Source organism: Mycobacterium sp. NPDC003449 (genome assembly GCF_053588415.1).
This window is the reverse complement of record NZ_JBSFPX010000006.1, coordinates 47,615-69,070: the sequence shown is the minus strand read 5'-3', so window position 1 is coordinate 69,070 and position 21,456 is coordinate 47,615. Positions and strand designations below refer to the sequence as shown.

At 69.8% G+C, this 21,456-nt stretch carries 16 protein-coding genes and 1 riboswitch; of the genes, 6 read left to right on the top strand and 10 right to left on the bottom strand.

Annotated elements, in window-relative coordinates; translation table 11 throughout:
- Positions 1-3 precede the first annotated feature (3 nt).
- On the bottom strand, positions 4-1,632 hold the full coding sequence (locus tag ACWDTP_RS03445) for an acyl-CoA mutase large subunit family protein (protein ID WP_450016600.1): 1,629 nt from the start codon (positions 1,630-1,632) through the stop codon (positions 4-6).
- 113 nt (positions 1,633-1,745) lie between these two features.
- On the opposite strand from ACWDTP_RS03445, the gene ACWDTP_RS03440 reads away from it, so the two are divergent.
- On the top strand, positions 1,746-3,458 hold the full coding sequence (locus ACWDTP_RS03440; RefSeq protein WP_450016598.1) for a thiamine pyrophosphate-binding protein: 1,713 nt from the start codon (positions 1,746-1,748) through the stop codon (positions 3,456-3,458).
- A gap of 36 nt (positions 3,459-3,494) precedes the next feature.
- On the opposite strand, the gene ACWDTP_RS03435 is transcribed toward ACWDTP_RS03440, so the two are convergent.
- The 4 genes from ACWDTP_RS03435 to ACWDTP_RS03420 form a co-directional block, all read right to left on the bottom strand.
- Positions 3,495-4,259, bottom strand: a complete 765-nt coding sequence (locus tag ACWDTP_RS03435) for a TetR/AcrR family transcriptional regulator (protein WP_450016596.1) — start codon at positions 4,257-4,259, stop codon at positions 3,495-3,497.
- A 102-nt stretch (positions 4,260-4,361) separates the two neighbouring features.
- The gene (locus ACWDTP_RS03430; protein WP_450016594.1) at positions 4,362-4,802 is read right to left on the bottom strand and encodes a hypothetical protein; all 441 of its coding nucleotides are present in this window, start codon (positions 4,800-4,802) and stop codon (positions 4,362-4,364) included.
- Positions 4,799-7,702 (bottom strand): MMPL/RND family transporter, encoded by a 2,904-nt coding sequence (locus tag ACWDTP_RS03425; RefSeq protein WP_450016592.1) that lies wholly within the window; start codon positions 7,700-7,702, stop codon positions 4,799-4,801. The genes ACWDTP_RS03430 and ACWDTP_RS03425 overlap by 4 nt, the downstream gene beginning before the upstream one ends.
- Positions 7,699-8,103, bottom strand: coding sequence for an MmpS family transport accessory protein (locus ACWDTP_RS03420; RefSeq protein ID WP_450016660.1), 405 nt, complete (start codon positions 8,101-8,103; stop codon positions 7,699-7,701). Before ACWDTP_RS03420 ends, ACWDTP_RS03425 begins: the two co-directional genes overlap by 4 nt.
- Before the next feature lie 292 nt (positions 8,104-8,395).
- Here ACWDTP_RS03420 and ACWDTP_RS03415 point away from each other — a divergent pair, with 292 nt between their 5' ends.
- The 4 genes from ACWDTP_RS03415 to ACWDTP_RS03400 all read left to right on the top strand — a co-directional run bounded on the left by ACWDTP_RS03415 (position 8,396) and on the right by ACWDTP_RS03400 (position 13,368).
- A complete protein-coding gene (locus ACWDTP_RS03415; protein WP_450016590.1) occupies positions 8,396-9,091 on the top strand; it encodes a GntR family transcriptional regulator in 696 nt (231 codons plus the stop codon).
- Between the two features lie 81 nt (positions 9,092-9,172).
- A riboswitch (cobalamin riboswitch) is annotated at positions 9,173-9,327 on the top strand.
- 26 nt (positions 9,328-9,353) lie between these two features.
- The gene (locus ACWDTP_RS03410; RefSeq protein WP_450016588.1) at positions 9,354-11,342 is read left to right on the top strand and encodes a VWA domain-containing protein; all 1,989 of its coding nucleotides are present in this window, start codon (positions 9,354-9,356) and stop codon (positions 11,340-11,342) included.
- Positions 11,342-11,956: a cob(I)yrinic acid a,c-diamide adenosyltransferase gene (gene cobO / locus ACWDTP_RS03405; RefSeq protein WP_450016586.1), complete on the top strand. Its 615-nt coding sequence runs from the start codon at positions 11,342-11,344 to the stop codon at positions 11,954-11,956. The genes ACWDTP_RS03410 and cobO overlap by 1 nt, the downstream gene beginning before the upstream one ends.
- Complete coding sequence (locus ACWDTP_RS03400) at positions 11,950-13,368, top strand: cobyrinate a,c-diamide synthase (protein ID WP_450016584.1); 1,419 nt, start codon at positions 11,950-11,952, stop codon at positions 13,366-13,368. The genes cobO and ACWDTP_RS03400 overlap by 7 nt, the downstream gene beginning before the upstream one ends.
- A gap of 5 nt (positions 13,369-13,373) precedes the next feature.
- Here the strand turns inward: ACWDTP_RS03400 and ACWDTP_RS03395 are convergent, their stop codons facing one another.
- Positions 13,374-13,898, bottom strand: coding sequence for a bifunctional adenosylcobinamide kinase/adenosylcobinamide-phosphate guanylyltransferase (locus ACWDTP_RS03395; protein ID WP_450016582.1), 525 nt, complete (start codon positions 13,896-13,898; stop codon positions 13,374-13,376).
- A gap of 35 nt (positions 13,899-13,933) precedes the next feature.
- On the opposite strand from ACWDTP_RS03395, the gene ACWDTP_RS03390 reads away from it, so the two are divergent.
- Positions 13,934-14,863 (top strand): cobalamin biosynthesis protein, encoded by a 930-nt coding sequence (locus ACWDTP_RS03390; RefSeq protein WP_450016658.1) that lies wholly within the window; start codon positions 13,934-13,936, stop codon positions 14,861-14,863.
- Here the strand turns inward: ACWDTP_RS03390 and ACWDTP_RS03385 are convergent.
- The 4 genes from ACWDTP_RS03385 to cobN are packed head-to-tail and all read right to left on the bottom strand — an operon-like array spanning position 14,837 to position 21,432.
- Positions 14,837-15,589, bottom strand: coding sequence for a cobalt-precorrin-6A reductase (locus tag ACWDTP_RS03385; protein ID WP_450016580.1), 753 nt, complete (start codon positions 15,587-15,589; stop codon positions 14,837-14,839). The two genes, ACWDTP_RS03390 and ACWDTP_RS03385, sit on opposite strands and share 27 nt — an antisense overlap.
- Positions 15,586-17,058 (bottom strand): cobyric acid synthase, encoded by a 1,473-nt coding sequence (locus ACWDTP_RS03380; RefSeq protein ID WP_450016578.1) that lies wholly within the window; start codon positions 17,056-17,058, stop codon positions 15,586-15,588. The genes ACWDTP_RS03385 and ACWDTP_RS03380 overlap by 4 nt, the downstream gene beginning before the upstream one ends.
- Entirely contained in the window at positions 17,058-17,831 is a 774-nt protein-coding gene (cobF, locus tag ACWDTP_RS03375) for a precorrin-6A synthase (deacetylating) (protein ID WP_450016576.1), read from the bottom strand. The genes ACWDTP_RS03380 and cobF overlap by 1 nt, the downstream gene beginning before the upstream one ends.
- Before the next feature lies 1 nt (position 17,832).
- A complete protein-coding gene (gene cobN / locus ACWDTP_RS03370) occupies positions 17,833-21,432 on the bottom strand; it encodes a cobaltochelatase subunit CobN (RefSeq protein WP_450016574.1) in 3,600 nt (1,199 codons plus the stop codon).
- Positions 21,433-21,456: the final 24 nt, after the last annotated feature.

Genomic DNA, 21,456 nt, shown 5'->3' with positions numbered 1-21,456 from the left:
GTGTCAGAAGATCGGGGGTGCGGTGTATTCGCCGACCTCGGCGATGACTCGTTTGACGATCTCGCCCTGGGAGGCGTGCGCCTTGCTGGCCGCGATCACCGCCGCCATCACGTTGCCGCCGTCGGCGACGACGCGCTGCAGGTCGTCGAGGGTGCGGTCGACCGCGGCGGCGTCGCGTTCGGCGCGGACCTTCTCCAGGCGCAGCACCTGCTCCTTCTCGGACTGCTCGTCGACGCGGAAGGTCTCGATCGGGCGCTCGCCCTGGGTTCCCTTGAAATCGTTGACCCCGACGATGGTGCGGGTGCCGTTCATGATCCGCAGTTGCTGGGCGTGCGCGGTGTCGGACACGGTCTGCTCCAGCCACCCGTTCTCGACGCCGCGGACGGCGCCGCCCTGGGCCTCGACCTGCTCCATCCAGTTCCAGGTCCGGCGCTCGATCTCGTCGGTGAGGCTCTCGATGTAGTAGGAGCCGGCCAACGGGTCGACCACATTGGTGACACCGCTCTCGTAGGCGACGACCTGCTGGGTCCGCAGCGACATCCGCTGTGCGAACTCGGACGGGATCGAGTACGCCTCGTCGAAGCACGACACCGCCATCGACTGCACCCCGCCCAGCGCGCCCGCCATCGACTGCAGGGCGCCACGGATCAGGTTCACCTCGGGCTGCTGGTAGGTCATGGTGCTGCCGCCGGTCTGGACGTGGGTTCGCAGCTTGCAGTTCTTGGGGTCGGCACCGTAGCGGTCGTGCACCAGCTGAGCCCAGATCCTGCGTGCGGCACGGAGTTTGGCGATCTCTTCGAGAAAGTCGTTGTGCACGTTGAAGATGAAGGAGAACCGGCCGACGAAGCCGTCGATGGGCAGGCCGCGGCCGAGCAGGTCCTCGATGTAGGCGATGGCATGCGCGAACGTGAAGGCCAGTTCCTGGTCGGCGGTGGTGCCGGCCTCACGAATGTTGTAGCCGTTGAGGCTGATCCCATTCCACCGGGGCATGTGCTCGGCGCAGTACTCGATCAGGTCGCAGGCCAGCCGCACCGAAGGCGCGGGCGGGAAGATGTAGGTCTTCTGGGCGTAGAAGTCCTTGAGCGGGTCGTTCTGCACCGTGCCGCCGAGTTTGGCCAGATCGAAACCGCGCATCTGCGCGGCGGCCACGTACTGGCCCACGAGCACGAAGGCCGGGTGGTTGATCGTCATCGAGACGCTGATGTTCTCCAGGTCGATGCCCTCGAAGAGGTCGTACATATCGCCGAGGGTGTCGATCGCGACGCCGGTGCGGCCCACCTCGCCGACCGCGCGGGGGTCGTCGGAGTCGAGCCCGATCAGGGTCGGCACGTCGTAGTCGTTGGACAGGCCGGTCTGGCCCTGCTCGATGACGTACTTGTTGCGCTGGTTGGTCTCGGGGGCCGTGCCCAGTCCGACCACCTGGCGGCGGGTCCACTGCCGGGTCCGGTACATGGTGGGGTGGGGCCCGCGGGTGTAGGGGTATCCGCCCGGATCGCCGAGCCTGGTCTGCGGATCCCACCCGTCGAGCCTGGTCGCGTCGTAATTCGCGTCGATGGGGATGCCGGAAAGCGTCGTGAAGGTGTCACCGGCGCCCTGCGTGCCGCCGCTTTCCCGGGTTTCGGAGACCGTCATGTGATCCCTTCCGTGGGCTGGTGTCAATTGTGATGCCTGTTACTATGGACTCTGGATCCAGGATTTGCAATACGTGATCCACAAAGCCTCCCCATATTCGGATTGGTGGTCATATGAGTCAGATGACGGTCGCCCAGCTCATCGCGGTCCGGCTCAAAGCCCAAGGCGTACAGCGCATCTTCGGTCTGTGCGGCGGTCACATCCAGCCGCTGTGGGATGCGGCGGCCCGGGCCGGGATCGAGATCGTCGACGTCCGCCATGAGGGTGCCGCCGTGTACATGGCGCATGCGACGGCCGAGCTGTCGGGCGAACTGGGCGTGGCGATGGTGACCGCGGGGCCCGGCCTGACCAATGCCGTCACCGCCATCTCCAACGCGTTCGTATCCCGAAGTCCGGTCCTGGTGCTGTCCGGACGGCCCCCGCGCCCCCAGACCGGGATGGGCGCCATGCAGGACATCGCCCAGGCCGAGATCGTGCGCCCGATCTGCCGGCTCACCGAGCAGGTGTCCGAACGCCACCACGTGATCCCCCGGCTGGACAAGGTGATCGCCGCCGCGCTGGGATCGGCGACCGGCGCCACCGGGCCCGCCTACATCGACTTCTCCACCGACCTGCTGGAGGAGACCGTGCACGACGCCGACATCCCCGCGGCCGGCCTGCAGCCGCGCCCGGCCGTCGAATTGGCACCCGACGCCTGCGCCGTCGACCAGGCCGCCGAACTGATCCGCGGGTCGTCGCGGATCGTGGTGATCGGCGGCCGGTCGGTGCGCAAGGTGCCCGCCGAGTTGACGAGCTTCCTCGCCGACGCCAACGCGCTGTACCTGGACTCCGGTGAGAGCCGCGGCGTCATCCGCGACGACGTGCCGTCATTCGTGCCCGCGGTCCGGGGCCGGGCCATGCGCGAGGCCGACCTGGTGATCACCCTGGGCAGGCGGCTGGATTTCCAGCTCGGCTACGGGTCGCCCGCGGTGTTCGCGCCCGACGCCCGATTCCTGCGCATCGGTACCTGTTTCGAAGAACTCGGCGAGAACCGCCGCGGCGATGTCGAGCTGCACGCCAGCACCGGGTCGGCGTTGGCGGCGCTGGCCTGGGCGGGCGCCACCCCCGATGCCCCGGATCGGGCCTGGATCGAGGACATGCAGCAGTCCAACACCAAGCGGGTGCGCAAGCTGGCCACCACGCTGGCCTCCCCGGACCTCGATCCGGCGGGCCGGATGTCGCCGAACTTCGTCGTCGGGGCGGTCAACGACCTGCTCTCGGACCGGTCGGTGGCGATCGCCGACGGGGGCGACATCCTGTCCTTCGCCCGGGTCGGCCTCAAACCCGTCGACTACCTGGACTGCGGCGCCCTCGGCTGCCTCGGGGTCGGCGTGCCGTTCGGGATCGCGGCGGCACTGCTGCGCCCGCAGGAACCGGTGATCGCCGTGATCGGTGACGGCAGCTTCGGATTCACCGGGGTCGAGGTGGACACCGCCGTCCGGCACAACGCCCGGGTGGTCTTCGTCGTGGTGAACAACGAGGCGTGGAACATCGAGCGTCACGACCAGGTCGACCGCTTCGACAACAACCTGGTGGGCGTGGACCTGCCGGGCTGCCGCTACGACCTGTTCGCGCAGAGCCTCGGCGCCCACGGTGAGCGGGTGGAGGATCCGGGTCAGCTGGCCGATGCGCTGAAACGCGCGATGGAGAACGCCCCGGCCGTCGTCGACGTCCTGGTCTCGCGCACCGCCAAGTCCCCCGACTATCTCGGTGGCCTGGCGCTGGTCCCGCCGCGCCATGCGGTCGGCCCGTGGAACGATGCCGAGGTCGCGCGCTACGCGCAGTGATCTTCGGGTTTCCGGGCAAGCTGCCCGCTGTTGTGTTCAGACAGCTACAGCCGCAAGGAAATTGGTGGTCAGGTTGTCACAGACGCTCTCGACATCAGGGAGGACGACTCCGAGGTTGTCGGGGAAGGCCGGACGCATGAGCATGTGAAAGACGATGGGGCCGAGCAGTTGCTGGACGAGCACCAGCACCGGTTGATCACGGACGCGTCCGGCTGCGATCTCCGTCTCGAACCAGGCGCCAACGGTTCCCAACATTCGCGGAACTGCGTGCCGGGTCAGGGATTGAACTGTGGCACTTTCTGGCCGCGAGTACACCTCGGCCAGCATCGCGGGGGTGACACGCGGTTCACGGCTGAGCGCCTGGGCCACGGTGCGGTAAAAGCCGTGCACTGTGGCGTAAAGATCGTCCTGCGCAGTGGCGAAGTAGCTTTCGATGTCGCGGACGGGACTGTACTGGTCGAACACCGCGCGTAGCAGTTCGTCCCGTCCGCCGAACACGGCGTGCAGGCTGAATACGGAGCAGGCGGCGTGTTCGGCGATGATGTCGAGCGTGGTCGCGGCCAGGCCGTTCTTGCTGATCAGCTGCGCGGCTGAGGCGAGTGCCCGCACCCGTACCGGGGGGCGGCCGCCGGGGTCGATGCCTGCGGCGCGGACAGCGGCGTCCAGAACAGTGCGGGATCCGCCCAGCCTGCGAATCAGCGTGCTGCGGGAGATGTGGGCTTCGGCGGCGATGGCGCTGACGGGGACATCGACGATGTCTCGGTTGAGTACGTCCGCGGCACGCACCGCGGCCTCGATCAACTCCGGCGCAACGGTCCGGACGGACGTGGAGCTGATGTTGCTACGTGACACAGAATCACCCTATCGCTGCATAACCGGCACGGAATTAAGCCAGTTGGTGGTTCAACTCAGGACGGCCGCATCCCGCAGTCGCGATTTGAGGCGTGCCACCCTGCGCAGCTGCCCGAAGATGTTGAACGAGCCCAGCATGGTGAGGCCCCCGATGAACGTCCGGAACGAGGGGTTGCCGCCGTGGACATCGAGTTCATGCAGACAGCCGACGACATAGAACGCTCCCGCGGTGAACAGGACGGCCGGTATCGCATAAGCCAGCGGCGACCGGGCGTCGGAGACCAATTCCTGCGCGTAGTCGAACTCATCCTGCGTCAGTGGCCGACGTTTGCGCACCTTGGCCAGTATCGCTTTGTGGGCGCCCAACTTCTCGCCGAGCACCGCCGACGTCCGCCGCTCCAGCCGACCGATGTAGACGAACGCGCACGCCGCGAAGATCAGCGCCAGCACCGCCAAGAGAATCGTGAGCGCACCCCACAGACCGAGATTCATTGCGCCCCTCCCTTGTTCTGGGTCACCGTCTCCGCTGTGGGAGCTACAACGTCACCGTCGTCCCACAGCATCAGCTGACGCACCGAGGCACGGGATCCGTAGGGCTGCAGCATCTGGCTGGCCGGGCGGGCCCGCACCCGCAGCGGCCACCAGAACCACCGGCCGAGCAGCGTGGCAATCGCCGGCGTCATGAACGAGCGCACGATCAGCGTGTCGAACAGCAATCCGAGGGCGATCGTGGTGCCGACCTGGCCGAGGACCCGCAGGTCGGCGAACACGAATGAGGCCATCGTCGCGGCGAACACCAGACCTGCTGAGGTCACGACGGAGCCGGAGCCGGCCATGGCCCGGATGATGCCGGTGTTGATGCCCGCGCCCAGTTCTTCCTTGAACCGCGAGACCAGCAGCAGGTTGTAGTCCGAGCCGACCGCCAACAGCAGAATGACAGCCAGTGCCAACACGATCCAGTACAGCTCGACACCGAAGATGTACTGCCAGATCAACACCGACAGCCCGAAGGATGCGCCCAACGACAAGGCGACCGTACCGACGATGGTCAGGGCGGCGATCATGCTGCGGGTGATGAACATCATGACCAGCAGGATCAGGCTGAGCGCTGCGACGCCGGCGATCAGCAGATCATATTTCGCACCGTCGGCGATGTCCTTGTAGGTGGCCGCGGTGCCTGCGAGGTATATCTTGGACCCCGCCAGCGGGGTGCCCTTGACGGCATCCTTTGCCGCGTGGCGTATCTGATCGATGTGCGCAATGCCTTCCGGCGTCGCGGGATCACCCTCGTGGGTGATGATCATCCGGGCTGCCTTGCCGTCGGGCGAGAGGAACAACTTGACCCCGCGCAGGAATTCAGGGTTGGTGAAGACCTCCGGCGGCAGGTAGAACGAGTCATCGGTTTTGGCCGCATCGAACGCCTGGCCCATCGCGGCCGCGTTGTCCAACCCGTCGGCGGTCTGGTCGTTCTGCCCGGAGGTGGTCGAATGATTCGACATGATCAGTTCCCGGTTTCGTTCCTGATTGGCGATCTGAGGCGGGAACATTGCGAGCAGCTTGGGTTGCAGCGCATCGAGTTTGGCGATACTTCCCGATACGTCACTCAGACCCGAGGTCAGCGCGTCGATACCGTCGATGGCATCGAATATCGACCGCAACGCGGCGCAGGCCGGGATGTCGAAGCAGTGCGGCTCCCAGTAGAAGTAGTTGCGAATCGGCCGGAAGAAGTCATCGAAATCGGCGATCTTGCGTTGCAGGTCCTTCGTGGTCTCGATCGTCCGAGCGAACGCTTCGGCTTGCTCATTGGTGATCGCGGCCGACTGCTGCTGCAGCGCATACTGCTGGCGCAGGATATTGATCGAATCGTTGATCACATCAACCTGTTTGAGAAGCTCGTCGGCCTGTCCCTCTTGGAAGGGCAGGTTCAGGAACTGGGTGACGCTGCCCGCGCTGATCTGGAACGGGATGGACGTATGCTCCAGCGGCGTGCCCTCCGGCCGGGTGATCGACTGCACCTCGGCGATCCCGTCGGTATGGAAGATCTCCTTGGCCACCCGCTCCAACAGGATCATGCCCGTCGCGTTACGCATGTCGTGGTCGGCTTCGATCATCAGCAACTCGGGGTTGAGGCGTGCCGGGGAAAAGTGCCGCTCCGCGGCGGCATAGCCGAGATTGGCCGGGGCGCTCGCCGGCATGTACGGGCGGGTGTCGTAGCTGGTGGTGTACCCAGGCAGGGCCAAAAGGCCGATGAGCGCCACAGCGATCGTGGCCACCAGCACGGGGCCGGGCCAGCGCACGATGGCGGTGCCGATCCGCCGCCAGCCCTGGGTTTTCATTTCCCGGGCGGGGTCGAACAACCCGAAGTGGCGGCCGACCGCGATCACCGACGGCCCCAAGGTCAGCGCGGCCAGCACCGCGACAAGGACGCCGATCGCGGCGGGAATACCAAGGGTCTGGAAGTACGGGAGCCGGGTGAAGTGCAGGCAGAACACCGCACCGGCGATCGTCAGGCCCGACCCGAGGATGATGTGGGCGGTGCCGTGGTACATCGTGTTGAACGCCGTGACCCGGTCCTGACCGTCGTGGCGGGCTTCGTGGAACCGGCCCAGCAGGAAGATCGCGTAGTCGGTACCGGCGGCGATCACCAGCAGCGTCAGGAGATTCGTCGAATACGTCGACAGTTCGATCGCGCCGGCGTTGGCCAGCACCGCGACGACCCCGCGCGAGGCGGTCAGTTCGATCATCACCGTGAACAGCACCAGAATCGCGGTGGTGATGCGGCGGTACAGCCACAACAACATCACGATGATCACTCCGATGGTGATCAGGGTGGTCTTCCAGGTGCCGTCACTGCCGACCTCGAACTGATCGGTGACCAGTGGCGCGGCACCGGTGACGTACGCCCGTACGCCCGGTGGCGCCGGCGTGTCATCGACGATGTCGCGCACCGAGTCCACGGATTCGTTGGCCAGCGACTCACCCTGGTTGCCGGCCAGGTACACCTGTACCAGGGCGGCCTTGCCGTCGGAGCTCTGCGATCCGGCTGCGGTCAACGGATCGCCCCAGAAATCCTGCACGTGCTCAACGTGTTTGGTGTCGCGGTTGAGTTTGTCGACCAGGCCGTCGTAGTAGTGGTGCGCGTCGGCGCCCAGTGGTTGGTCACCCTCCAGGACGATCATCGCCGAACTGTCCGAGCTGAACTCGTCGAACACCTTGCCGATGCGTTTGGCGGCCTGCAGCGACGGTGCGTCCTGCGGGCTCAACGATGCGTTGTGGGCTTCGGCCACCGTTTCCAACTGCGGCACAAAGACGTTCGTCACCATCGCGACGGCCAGCCAGAAGAACACGATCGCGGCGGAGAACCGTCGCAGCAAGTCCGGAACGCGGGTCATCCGGACTTGTCCAGACAGTGGGTGAAGGCGTGCACAGTGTTCACTGTTCTCTCGTCTTTGACCTCGTTGTCGATCGTGATGCGACAGCCGATCGAGTCACTGTCCCCTTTGGCCGCAACATTCACGGCGATAGCGGGTTTCGTGGTGGAGGCGTCATAGGACCAGGGCAGCGCGACGTCGTCGACCCGCTGCGGTTGGGCATCGACGTCCAGGTAGGAAATGGTGGCCACCGTGCCCGGCGGACCGAACACCTCGATGAGCACCCGCTTGGGGTCGAACGGCTCGGCGTTGTCCATGATCCCGGTGGGGGTTGATATGACGTCGCGGGACGCGAAGATGCCGTGCAGGCGATACACCGTGAAGCTCGACAGCGCGATCACGGCCACCGCCACCAACACCATCCAGTTGCGGCCCAGGCGGCGTGCGATCGAAACCCTGTGCCCGCCTTGCCTATTCACGCCCACGCACCGCGGATGCCGATTCCGTTCACCGAACTCGCCCCGTCGAGAGGTGTGACATGCGGATAAACATAGACTGCATTACAGCTGCAATCAAGTGCTGTGTCAGACCGCGGCGACGCTCACCCATCACGCGCGTCGGGAGACAGCCCCGCGACCGGATCCGTGCACCGTGCCCCATAATGGTTTGTGGATCCAGAAGACACTCGACGTCGTTCCCGCGAGGAGGCAATCCGTGAGCCTGCCTAGTGACGGTGCGTTCTCGGCGCTCACGGCCCTGCCGCCGCGGGATTCCAGTGCGCTGGTCCGCACGGTCCGCGACCGGCTGCGGTTGGCCATCGTGCTGGAGGAGATCCCGCCTGGGGTCCGGCTCAACCAGGTCCAGGTGGCCGAACAACTCGGCGTCAGCCGGATGCCGGTGCGCGCGGCGGCCGCCGAACTGGTGTCCGAGGGGCTGCTGGAACCGCTGGCCTCCGGTGGCGTCGCGGTCCGGTCGTTGTCCAAGCGCGACGTGCAGGCCGCCTATGAGGTGCGCGAGGCCCTCGAGGCCAAGGCCGTGCGGGACGTGGCGCTGGCCCGCCCGCAGGCCGGTCTCGACAAACTGTTCGCCATCCTGGCGCGCCATGACGACCTCGGCGGGGCCAACGACACCCGGGCACTGCTCGACCTCGACCGTGACTTCCACGGAACGATTCTCGAGTCGACCGACAACCCGTACTTCAGCCGGGCGATGGTCCCGATGTGGGCGGTGGTGGAGCGCGCGATGGTCGGCATGCTGCGCACCATCCCCGACATGTTCGACGTGGCCTGGCGCCAGCACCGCGAGATCACCGAAGCGTTGGCCGCCGGCGACGCCGACACCGCCGAGCGCGTGGCCCGGCAGCACATCACCGACGCCGCGCGCCGGTTCGCCGAGGCCATGCCGGAGTGAGGGCACTCAGGTTTCCGGATCCGATGGACGCCGGCTCCGACGACGGTGATCCGCGGGTCGGCGGGCAGCCCGGCGGCGGTGCTAGCGTAAGGGTCGCGAGGTGCCCCGCGAACCGTGTACCCACAGGGTTCAGCGGGGGTAACGAGGGAAGCCGGTGAGACTCCGGCACAGGCCCGCTACGGTGTTCCGAGGATCGCTCGGTCAGTCCGAATACCGGCCCCGCATGCCCAACACCCGTTGGCAGTGACGAGCGGAGCCTCCCATGTTGCCTCTATATCCCTTCCCTGCCGTCGTCGGCGGCGATCCCGACGCGCCCGGCGGTCTCGACGATATGGCGCTGGCCCTGGTGCTCAGCGCCATCGACCCCGGCATCGGCGGTGTGCTGGTCCGCGGCGAGAAGGGCACCGCGAAGTCGACGCTGGTCCGCGCCCTCACCCGGGTGCTGCCCGATATCCGGGTCATCGGCGGCGACCGGTTCTCCACCGATCCCGCCGAGCCGGAACCGCTGTCCCCGGACGCGCCGTTCGGTCCGGACGCCGCGATCGAAACCCGCCCGGTCCGGCTGGTGGAGCTGCCCGTCGGGGCCACCGAGGACCGGGTGGCCGGGTCGATCCAACTCGAACGGGCGCTCAGCGACGGCGCCGTGCACTACGAACCGGGGCTGCTGGCCAAGGCGCACCGCGGCATCCTCTACGTCGACGAGGTCAACCTGCTGCACGACCATTTGGTCGACCTGCTGCTCGACGCCGCCGCGATGGGTCGGCTCACCGTGGAACGCGACGGCATCTCGGTCACCCACGCGGCGCGGTTCGTCCTGGTCGGGACGATGAACCCGGAGGAGGGGGAACTGCGTCCCCAGCTGCTGGACCGGTTCGGCCTCAGCGTCGAGGTGGCCGCCCCGCGCGATCCCGCCCAGCGCGCCGAGGTGGTGCGCAGGCGGCTGCTGTTCGATGCGGATCCGGCGGCGTTCTGCGCCGGCTACGCCGCGGCCGAACAACGCCTGCGGGACCGCATTCACCAAGCCCAACAGCACCTTTCCCGGGTAGAACTCGACGACGCGACGCTGCTGCGGATCGCCGAGGTGTGCTCGGCGTTCGGCGTCGACGGGATGCGGGCCGATATCGTCACCGCGCGGACCGCCGCGGCGCACGCCGCGTGGGCCGGCCGCGACGGGGTCACCGTGGACGATGTCCGGGCCGCGGCCCGGCTGGCGCTGCCGCACCGGCGCAGGCGCAACCCGTTCGATCAGCCCGGCCTCGACGAGAGCGAACTCGACGAACTGCTGCCCCCGTCAGACGATTCCGACCCGGACCCGGATCCCGATCCGGACGGGCCCGACGGCGAGGGCCCGCCCGAGCCGGACGCGCCCCCTCCCGGCGGCGACACCGACGGCGCGCAGTCGCCCGGCCCGAAGGACAGCCCGGCACCGACGGGCGCCGGTGACCCGTACCGGACCCGGCTGTTCACCGTGGCCGGGGTGGGTGACGGGCAGGCCGGCAGGCGCAGCCGGGCCCGCACCTCGACGGGCCGGCGCATCGGGGCCACCGCCTCGCCGACCGCGGGCACCGGGATCCATCTGGTCGAGACCGTGCGGGCCGCGGCCCCCCATCAGTCCGCAAGGGGGCGCACCGACGGCCGGGTGCTGCTGCGCGCCCAGGATGTGCGACGCGCGGTCCGGGAGGGCCGCGAAGCCAATCTGGTGCTGTTCGTCGTGGACACGTCCGGTTCGATGGCGGCCAGGGAGCGGATGCGTCAGGTGAAGACCGCGGTCCTGTCCCTGCTGCTCGACGCGTACCGCAGACGAGATCGCGTCGGGCTGGTCACCTTCCGCGACCGCGGCGCCGAGATCGCCCTCCCGCCAACCCGTTCGGTCGATGTGGCGGCCAAAAGGCTGGCCGACCTGCCGACCGGTGGGCGCACCCCGCTGGCCGAGGGGCTCATCGAGGCGGCCGAGCTGATCCGCCGCGAACGGCTCCGCGACCCGGGCCGGCGACCGCTGCTCGTGCTGGTCACCGACGGCCGCGCCACGGCGGGCCCCGACCCGGTCGGCCGGGCCCACCACATCGCGGCGGGCCTGGCCGCCCAGCATCTCAGCGCCATCGTGGTGGACTGCGAAAGCGGCCGGATGCGACTCGGTCTGGCCGCCGAGCTGGCCGACCACCTCGGCGCCGACCATGTCCCGCTGTCGCACGTCAGTGCCGAGGCGCTGACCGATATCGTCCGGCACGCCACGAGGAAAGGGGCCGCCTGATGCCACAGGGCCAACCATCGGTCGTACCCGACGACCGGCTCACCACCCGCCAGCGCCGCAACCGGCCCCTGCTGATCGTGCACACCGGTGACGGCAAGGGAAAGTCGACCGCGGCCTTCGGTCTGGCGTTGCGCGGCTGGAATCAGGGCTTCCGGATCGGGGTGTTCCAGTTCGTGAAGTCCGCCAAATGGCGCATCGGGGAACAGGCCGTGCTGGAACGGCTGGGCGCCCTGCACACCGAGACCGGTGAGGGCGGCCCGGTCGAATGGCACAAGATGGGGTCGGGCTGGTCGTGGAGCCGCAAGGCCGGCAGTGAAACCGACCATGCCGAGGCGGCCGCGGCCGGCTGGGCCGAGATCAAACGCCGGCTGGCCGAGCAGACGCACGACCTGTATGTGCTCGACGAGTTCACCTACCCGATCAACTGGGGTTGGGTGGATGTGGCCGACGTCGTCGACACCCTGGCCGCCCGGCCCGGCCACCAGCACGTCGTGATCACCGGCCGCAGAGCCGATCCCGCGCTGACCGAGGTCGCCGACCTGGTCACCGAGATGGGCAAGGTGAAGCATCCGATGGACGCGGGCCAGAAAGGCCAGCGGGGCATCGAATGGTAGCCACCGCGCTGCCGCGGCTGATCATCGCGGCACCGGCATCCGGGCACGGCAAGACGACGCTGGCGACCGGTTTGATGGCGGCGCTGGCCGCCAGGGGTCTTGCGGTGTCCGGTCACAAGGTCGGGCCGGATTTCATCGACCCGGGCTATCACGCCATGGCCACCGGGCGGCCCGGCCGTAACCTCGATCCGTTCCTGGTCGGCGAGCGGCGCATCGGGCCGCTGCTGCTGCACGGCGCCGCCCGCGCCGATATCGCCGTGATCGAGGGCGTCATGGGACTTTTCGACGGCCGGCTCGGCGCCGCGGGCGAGGCGTCGACCGCGCATGTCGCGGCGCTGACGAATACGCCGGTGGTGCTGGTCGTCGACATCTCCCACGCATCGCGCACCCATGCCGCGGTGGTCGCGGGGCTGGCCGCTTTCGATCCGGACGTACAGATCGCAGGCGTCATCCTGAACAAGGCCCGTACCGGCAGGCACGCCGACGAGGTGCGTGATGCGCTGGCCCCCAGCGGGATACCGGTCCTCGGTGCGCTTCCCCGGGATGACGACGCCGAAACCCCTTCCCGTCACCTGGGTCTGGTGCCTGCGGCCGAGCGCGCCGAGTCGGCGGCCACCGTGGCGCGGATGGCCGGCATCGTCGACGGGCACGTCGACCTCGATGCGGTGCTCGACATCGCCCGGCGGGCGCCCGATCTGCCAGGGGCCGCGTGGAATCCGGCGACCGAGGTGGGTGCCGCGTCGGCGGCCCTGCCGGTGGTCGCGGTCGCCGGCGGCCGGGCCTTCACCTTCCGTTACGCCGAGACCGATGAACTGTTGCGGGCCGCGGGCTGCGATCTCGTCGAGTTCGATCCGCTGACCGATGCGGCGCTGCCGCCGCACACCGCCGGGATCTACCTCGGCGGCGGGTTTCCCGAGGTGCACGCCGCCGAACTGGGCGGTAACGCACCGCTGCTCGCCGAGCTGCGGGCGGCCATCGCCGACGGGGTGCCCACGGTCGCCGAATGCGCCGGCCTGACCTACCTGTGCCGCACCCTCGACGGCACCCCGATGATCGGGGCCGTGCCGGCCACCGCGGAGATGACGCCGCGCCTGACCCTCGGCTACCGGACCGCGGTCAGCCCGTCCGACACCCTGCTAACCACGGCAGGCCAGCAGGTGACCGGGCACGAGTTCCATCGCACCAGGGTCACGGTCACGCCCACGGCGGGCCCGCTCACCGCGGCGTGGGAAACCCCCACCGGCGGCGACGGTTTCGCGGGTCCGGCGCTGCACGCGGCGTATCTGCACACCCACTGGGCCGGGCATCCCACGCTGGCGCAGCGGTTCGCCGATGCCGTCCATCGCCATGCCGGGCCGGCTCGCCCCCGGCCCGCCTCGCCGGAGATCGCCGCGGCCACCGAGCCGCTATGAGTTCATCAGAGGGTGAGGACGCGTCCCGCGATCACCAGGTGCACCTCATCGCACACGGCGGCGACCCGCTGGTTGATCGTGCCGAGCAGGTCCCGGAACAGCACCCCCGACCGGTGCGCGGGCACCACACCGAGACCGACCTCATTGGTCACCACCACCGCGTCGGGCCTGCCGGTCAGCGCATCGCACAACGCATCCAGGCGTGGGCCGATCGCGGCGGCCGCATCGGCCGTGGCGGCATCCCACAGCCCTTCGCGGTCCATGACGCCGACCATCCAGGTGCCCAGGCAGTCGAGCAGGACCGGCCCGTCGGCGCCGGCCACGGCGGCCGCGACATCGACGGTCTCCACGGTCACCCAGTGCGCAGGCCGCCGCGACCGGTGCAGCGCGACCCGGGCATCCCAATCGGCGTCGCTGCCGTCGGCCGGGCGTCCCGGTGCGATGTAGGTGACCGTCCCGGCGGCGGGGACCAACCCTTCGGCGTGGCGGGATTTCCCCGACCGGACGCCACCGGTGACCAGGATCCGCATGCTGCCATGGTAGGCGGAGGACGCCGGTGAACCGAATGACCGCCCGCGGCGCCGGGCTGCTGGCGGGCTTCGCCGCCGACCGGATTCTGGGTGACCCCCGGCGTTTTCACCCGGTCGCCGGGTTCGGCCGCACCGCCGCGTGGCTGGAGCGGGCGATGTACGCCGACCGGCGCGGCCGTGGCGTGGCCTACGTGGTGCTGCTGGTCGGCGGTAGCACGCTGGCGGCGGGCGCGGTGCAGCGTCGGCTCACGGGGCCCGCCGCCACCGCTGCGGGCACGGCGGCGGTGACCTGGGCGGTGCTCGGCGGACGGTCGCTGGAACGCGAGGCGGCGGCGGTGTCCGACCTGTTGACCGCCGACGACCTCGACGGGGCCCGGCGCCACCTGCGCCGCCTGGTCGGCCGCGACACCGCGACCCTGAGCCCGAACGAGATCGCCCGCGCGGTCATCGAATCGGTCGCCGAGAACACCAGCGATGCCGTGGTCGGTTCGCTGGTGTGGGGCGCCGCGGCGGGCATCCCCGGTCTGGTCGCGCACCGCGCCGCCAACACCCTGGACGCCATGGTCGGCCACCACAATCCACGTTATGAGCATTTCGGTTGGGCCGCAGCACGTTTCGACGACCTCATCGGCCTCCCCGGGGCCAGGGCGGCCGGGCTGCTCACGGCGCTGCTCGGACCCGATCCGGCCGCGGCGATCCGGGCCTGGCGGCGCGACGCGGCCGGTCATCCCAGCCCGAACGCGGGCGTGATCGAAGCCGGTTTCGCCGGCGCGCTCGGTATCCGGTTGGGCGGCACCAACACCTACTACGGCAACCGGGTCGAACACCGGGCACTGATGGGTGACGGCCGGGCCCCCGAGCCCGCCGACATCGGGCGCACCGCCCGGCTGGCCAGGCGGGTGGGCTGGGGTACGGCGCTGGCCGCCGCCGCGGTGTGCCTAGCCCGCGGTCGGTGCGCCCAATGAGCGCACCCACGCCACGGCCTCCTCGACCGTATCGACCACCGGCACGTCACCGGGCACGCTCGGGCGCGCGACGATCACGACCGGCAACCCCAGCTCCTGGGCCGCCAGCATCTTCGGCCAGGTGTACTCACCACCGGAATCCTTGGTGACCAGCACATCTGCCCGGTGATCGCGAAGCAGCCGCAGCTCGTCGGCCAGTTCGTAGGGGCCCCGGTCGTTGACCACTTGCCAGCCCCCGGGAAGCTCGAAGTCGGGCCGATCGACGACGCGGGCCAGCACGGCACGGTCGTTGAGCGCGGGAACGAACTGGGCGAGCTGCTGGCGACCGACGGTGAGCACCGGGCGGTGCCCGCACCGGGCCGCCTGCGCCGCCTGCGCGTGGGTGTCCACCCACTGCCACGAGGGCTTCGAACGGTCGGCCCAGCCGGGGCGCTGCAGCCGCAGCAGGGGCCAGCGGCGCCGGCCGGTGGTGCACGCGCTCACCGCGTGCTGTGACATGGTGACGGCGAACGGGTGGGTGGCGTCGACGACGGCGTCGTAGTCGGCGAGCGCGGCCCGCAGGCCCTCGACCCCGCCGAAGCCCCCGATCCGGGCCGGACCTGCCGGCATCCGGGGCCGCGCGACCCGCCCGGCCAGCGAACTCATCACGTCGACCCCGTCGTCGACCAGGCGGGCCGCCAGCGCCCTGGCCTCCGACGTTCCGCCGAGCAGCAGGATCCGGGTCACGGCGCCCCCGGCGCCAGGAACGGCAGACCGGTGGGTCCGCGGTCGATCAGCTCCGACAGCGCGTCGAGGTCGAGATGGCGCTCGACCAGGTCGCCCAACAGGTCCAGGCGGCGCTCGCGCGCGTCCGGGAAGGACACCTCCGACGGTGCCAGGCCGAGGGTTTCGGCCAGGAAGGCCGCGCGCAGCGCATCGCCCTCCAGCGAGCCGTGCCACATGGTGCCGAACACCGGCCCGGTGCGGGCCCCGCCGAGAAACTCCTCGGCCCCGCACCCGCGGGTGATCCGGCCGTGGTGGATCTCGTAGCCCGATGCCGCGACGCCGAGCCCACGCCCGTGCGGCAGCCGCAGCACCTTCGACGCCGCGAAGGTGGTCTCGACGTCGAGCAGGCCGAGCCCGTCGACCTCGGCGACCGCTCCCTCGACACCGTCGGGATCGCGGATCACCCGGCCCAGCATCTGGAACCCGCCACAGATCCCCAGCACCGGCCTGCCCGCCGCGACGTGGGCGGCGATCGCGGTGTCCAGGCCGCGGGAGCGCAGCCACCCCAGATCGGCGATGGTGGCGCGAGTCCCGGGCAGCACCACCAGGTCGGCGTCGCCCAGTGCGCGTGGGTCGGAGACGAACACGACGTCGAGGCCGGGTTCGAGTCCCAGCGCGTCGACATCGGTGAAGTTGCTGATCCGCGGCAGCCGGATCACCGCCACCCGGCGTGCACCGGTGTCCGCCGAGCGCCGGCCCGCCAGATCCAGCGCGTCCTCGGAGTCCAGCCACACATCGGGACGCCACGGCAGGGTTCCATAGACCCGGCGGCCGGTGACGCGTTCGAGGTCGCGCAGCCCGGGGGCCAGCAGGTCGAGGTCGCCGCGGAACTTGTTGACCACAAAGCCGGCCACCAGTGCCTGGTCCTCGGCCGCCAGCAGCGCCACCGTGCCGAGGAAGGCCGCGAACACCCCGCCGCGGTCGATGTCACCCACCACCACGGTCGGCAACCCGGCATGCCGCGCCAGCCCCATGTTCACGTAATCGCCTGCCCGCAGGTTGATTTCGGCTGGGCTGCCCGCCCCTTCGGCGATCACCACATCGTAGCGGGAGGCCAGGTCGTCGAAGGCGGCGTGGGCGGCGGACCCGAGTTCGCGCCTGCCCTCGAACCAGTCCGCCGAGGCGAGCTCGCCCCAGGGGCGGCCCATCAGCACCACGTGGCTGCGCCGGTCGCTGCCCGGTTTGAGCAGCACCGGGTTCATCGCGGCCTCGGGTGTCGCGCGGGCCGCGCGGGCCTGCACCCATTGTGCGCGGCCGATTTCCACGCCCGTACCGTCGGGCCCGGCGCACACCATCGAGTTGTTGGACATGTTCTGCGCCTTGTAGGGCGCCACCTTGACACCGCGCCGGGCCAGCGCCCGGCACAGGCCGGTGGTGACCGCGCTCTTGCCCGCATCGCTTGTGGTGCCCGCGACCAGCAGGCCGGCCATCAGTTCTTCCTCAGCAGAAAGAGATCCATCACCCAGCCGGCTTCGGTCTTCGCCTCGGCGCGGGCCGCCGTGATCGGCTCCAGCACCTCGCCGAGCCTGCCGGTGACGAGGCGTTCCCCGGCCGCCCCCAGATTCGCACCCCACCAGATCGTCCAGTCCGCAAGCCCGGTCAGGTCGAGCCGCTCGGGCGGCGGGTTGAGCATCGCGATGATGTTGTCCTGCCCGGCCGCGACGGCTTCCTGCAGCCGCCGTCCGGTGGTGATGTGCACGGGCCTGCCGACCTCGTGCAGCACGATGCGGTGCCGGGCGGCGAGCAGTTGCGGCGCACTGACCCCGGGCAGCACGTCGAAGGTCAGCGCGACGCCGAGGGCGCGGATCTTCTCGACGATCCGGATGGTCGAGTCGTACAGCGACGGGTCGCCCCAGACCAGGAATGCCGCGGTCCCGCCGCGCCGCGCGAGGATATCGGCATAGGCCTGGGCCCGCGCCTCATGCCAATCGGCCACCGCCCCTTGGTAACCGGTGTTGCTGAGGCTCGCCGAGCGGTCCCGTTGCGGGTCGGGCACCACCACGATCTCGGCAGGCCCGGCCGGGCCGGGACAGGCGGCCACGATCTGGCGCCGCAGCTCGAGCAGCCCGTCGGCGCGCTCGCCGTCGCCCTTGTCGGCGGCCAGGACGTAGTCGACGGCCCGCAGCGCGTCGGCCACCTCAGGGGTCACCTGCCGCGGCCCCATTCCGACGCCGAGCACCCTGATCCGGACCGGCCCGCTCATCTCAGCGGTCCTCCAGGTCGCCCTCGACCTCGAGGTAGGCCTGTTGCAGGGCGGCGAGGGTCTCGGGCGACGGCTCGGCCCACAATCCCCGGTCGGCCGCCTCGTGCAGCCGCTCCACGATGCCGTGCAGCGCCCACGGATTGGAGGTGTTGAGGAACTCCCGGGTGGCGGGGTCGAGCACGTATTCCTGCGCGAGCTTCTCGTACATCCAGTCGTGGACGACGCCAGCGGTGGCGTCGAACCCGAACAGGTAGTCCACGGTCGCGGCCAGCTCGAAGGCACCCTTGTAACCGTGCCTGCGCATCGCGGTGATCCAGCGCGGATTGACCACCCTGGCCCGGAACACCCGCGCGGTCTCCTCGGCCAGCGTCCTGGTCCGGACCGCGTCCGGCGTGGTCGAGTCCCCCACATAGGCTTTGGGGTCGGACCCGGTGAGCGCCCGGATGGTCGCCACCATGCCGCCGTGGTACTGGAAATAGTCGTCGCTGTCGGCGATATCGTGCTCGCGGGTGTCGATGTTCTTGGCCGCCACCTTGATCCGCGCATAGTTGGTGCGCATGTCCTCGGCCGCCGCCACCCCGTTCAGCCCCCGCCCGTAGGCGAATCCGCCCCACGCGGTGTACACCTCGGCCAGGTCGTTGTCGTCGCGCCAGGTGCGCGCCTCGATCACCTGGAGGATCCCGGCACCGTAGGACCCCGGTTTGGAACCGAAAACCCGGGTGGTGGCCCGCCGCTCGTCACCGTGCTCGGCGATGTCGGCGCGGGCGTGCGCGGCGACGAAGTTCTGTTCGTCGGGCTCGTCCAGGGTCGCCACCATCCGGACCGCATCGTCGAGCATGCCGACGACGTGCGGGAAGGCGTCCCGGAAGAATCCGGAGATCCGCACCGTGACGTCGATGCGCGGGCGCCCGAGTTCCTCCAGCGAAACCAGCTCGAGGCGGCTCACCCGGCGCGAGGCCTCATCCCATTCCGGCCGAACACCTAGCAGCGCAAGCACTTCGGCGATGTCGTCGCCCGAGGTCCGCATGGCGCTGGTACCCCACACCGACAGCCCGACCGATTCCGGGTAGCCGCCGGTGTCGTCGAGGTAGCGCGCCACCAGGGATTCGGCCATGGCCTGGCCGGTCTGCCAGGCCAGCCGCGACGGCACCGCCCTCGGGTCGACGGTGTAGAAGTTCCGGCCGGTGGGCAGCACGTTGACCAGGCCGCGCAGCGGCGAACCCGACGGTCCGGGGCGCACGAAACCGCCCGCGAGGGCGTGGATCACGGCGTCGAGTTCACCGGCCGTTCCGGACAGCCGGGGGACCACCTCGGTGGCGGCGAACCGCAGCACCTGCCGCACGTTCGGGTCGGGGTGCAGCGTGTCGGCCACCGCCGCATCCCAGCCCGCGGCCTCCATCTGCTCGACGAGTTGGCGTGCCCGGGTTTCGATCTCGTCGACCGCGGTGGTCTCGGCGCCGTCCTTGAGGCCGAGCGCGGTACGCAGCCCCGGCACCGCGCGGTCCTGACCGCCCCATACCTGCGCGGCGCGCAGGATGGCCAGCACCAGGTTGACCCGCGGCTCCCCGACCGGTGCGCCGCCCAGCACGTGCAGGCCGTCGCGGATCTGGGCGTCCTTGATCTCACACAGCCAGCCGTCGACGTGCAGCAGGAAGTCGTCGAACTCCTCGTCGTCGGGCCGGTCGTCGAGCCCGAGGTCGCGGTGCATCTCGGCGGCCCGCATCAGATTCCAGATCTCACCCCGGATGGCGGGCAGTTTCGCCGGATCCATCGAGGCGATGTTGCCGTACTCGTCGAGCAGTTGCTCCAACCGGGCGATGTCACCGTAGCTTTCGGCCCTGGCCATCGGCGGGATCAGGTGATCCACGATGGTGGCGTGGGCCCGCCGTTTGGCCTGCGCCCCCTCGCCGGGATCGTTGACCAGGAACGGGTAGATCAGCGGCAGCCCGCCGATCGTCGCATCGGCCGCACACGCCGCGGACAGGGCGGCGTTCTTGCCCGGCAGCCATTCCATCGAGCCGTGCTTGCCCAGGTGCACGACCGCATGCGCACCGAAACCGTGCTCGAGCCAACGGTATGCGGCCAGATAGTGGTGGCTCGGCGGCAGGTCGGGATCGTGGTAGATGGCCACCGGGTTCTCACCGAAACCGCGCGGCGGCTGGATCATCAGCACCAGGTTGCCCGACCGCAGCGCCGCCAGCACGATCTCGCCCGCCTCGTTGACGAACAGCCCGCCCGGCGCCGCGCCCCAGGTGGCGGTCATCGCGTCGCGCAGGTCCGCGGGCAGGTCCGCCGTCCACCGCGCGTACTGCTCGGCGCCGACCGTCACCTGGGCATCGGTCAGCTGCGTCGAGGTCAGCCAGTCGGCGTCCTGTCCGCCGGCTTCGATCAGGGTGTGGATCAGCCGGTCACCGGCCTCGGTCTCGTCCTCGATGCCGAGGACGCCGAATCCGTCGCCGATGTCGTAGCCCGCATCGGCCAGCCGCCGCAGCAGCCGCACCGCCGACGCCGGGGTGTCGAGGCCGACGGCGTTACCGACCCGGGAATGTTTGGTCGGGTAAGCCGAGAGGACCAGGGCCAACTTCTTGTCGCCGTTGGGGATTCGGCGCAGCCGCGCATGGTTGACCGCGATCCCCGCGACCCTGGCGCACCGTTCGGCGTCGGACACGTAGTGCGGAAGGCCGTCGGCGTCGATCTCCTTGAAGGAGAACGGTGCCGTGATGATCCTGCCGTCGAACTCCGGAATCGCGACCTGCGTCGCGGAATCCAGCGGCGTCACGCCGTCGTCGTTGGCCTCCCACTCGGCACGCGATGAGGTCAGGCAAAGTCCCTGCAGCACAGGAATGTCCAGCGCGGCAATCCGCTCGATGTCCCATCCCGCATCGTCCTCGCCGGCCCCGGCTCCGGCCGGCATCGCCCCGCCAGCCGCGAGCATGGTGACGATCAGCGCGTCGAACGACCCCAAGGTGTCGTAGAGGTCCTGGGGGGCCTTGCGCAACGACGAGGCGAATACCGGTGCGCCGACCGCCTGCCCGGTCCGGTCGATCGCGTCGACGAGCGCGTGCGCGAATGCGGCGTTGCCGCTGACCTCGTGGGCCCGGTAGTAGAGCACCCCGATGCGTGGGGTGGTGTCGTCGGCGGGTGCCGCGGTGTCGCGCCCCGGCCGCTGCCCGAGTCCCCATTCCGGGATGATCGCGGGCGCATCGAAGCCCTGCCCGGTCAGCAGCACGGTGTCGCAGAGGAAGGCGTGCAGCTGGGCGAGGTTGCCCGGCCCGCCCTCGGCCAGGTACTGGTGTGCCTGGGCGGCCACGCCGATGGCCACCGTCGACTGCTCCATCAGCTCCGCGCTGGGTTGCCGCTCACCGCCCAGCACGACCAGCGGCAGGCCGGTGGCCCGGACCGCGGCCAGCTCCTGCTCGATCTCGGCCGAGGATCCCAGCACCCGCAGCACCACCAGGTCGGCGTGCGCCAGCACGGGCTCGATGTCCTGGCGCGCGGGATTGCCCAGATCGAAGGCCGCACCGCTGGCCCGTGCGGACAGCAGGTCGGTGTCGGAGGTGGACAGCAGCGCGACCCGGTGCGCGGTCATTGATTCAGTCATCGACGATTCCTTCTCGGGGTTCTC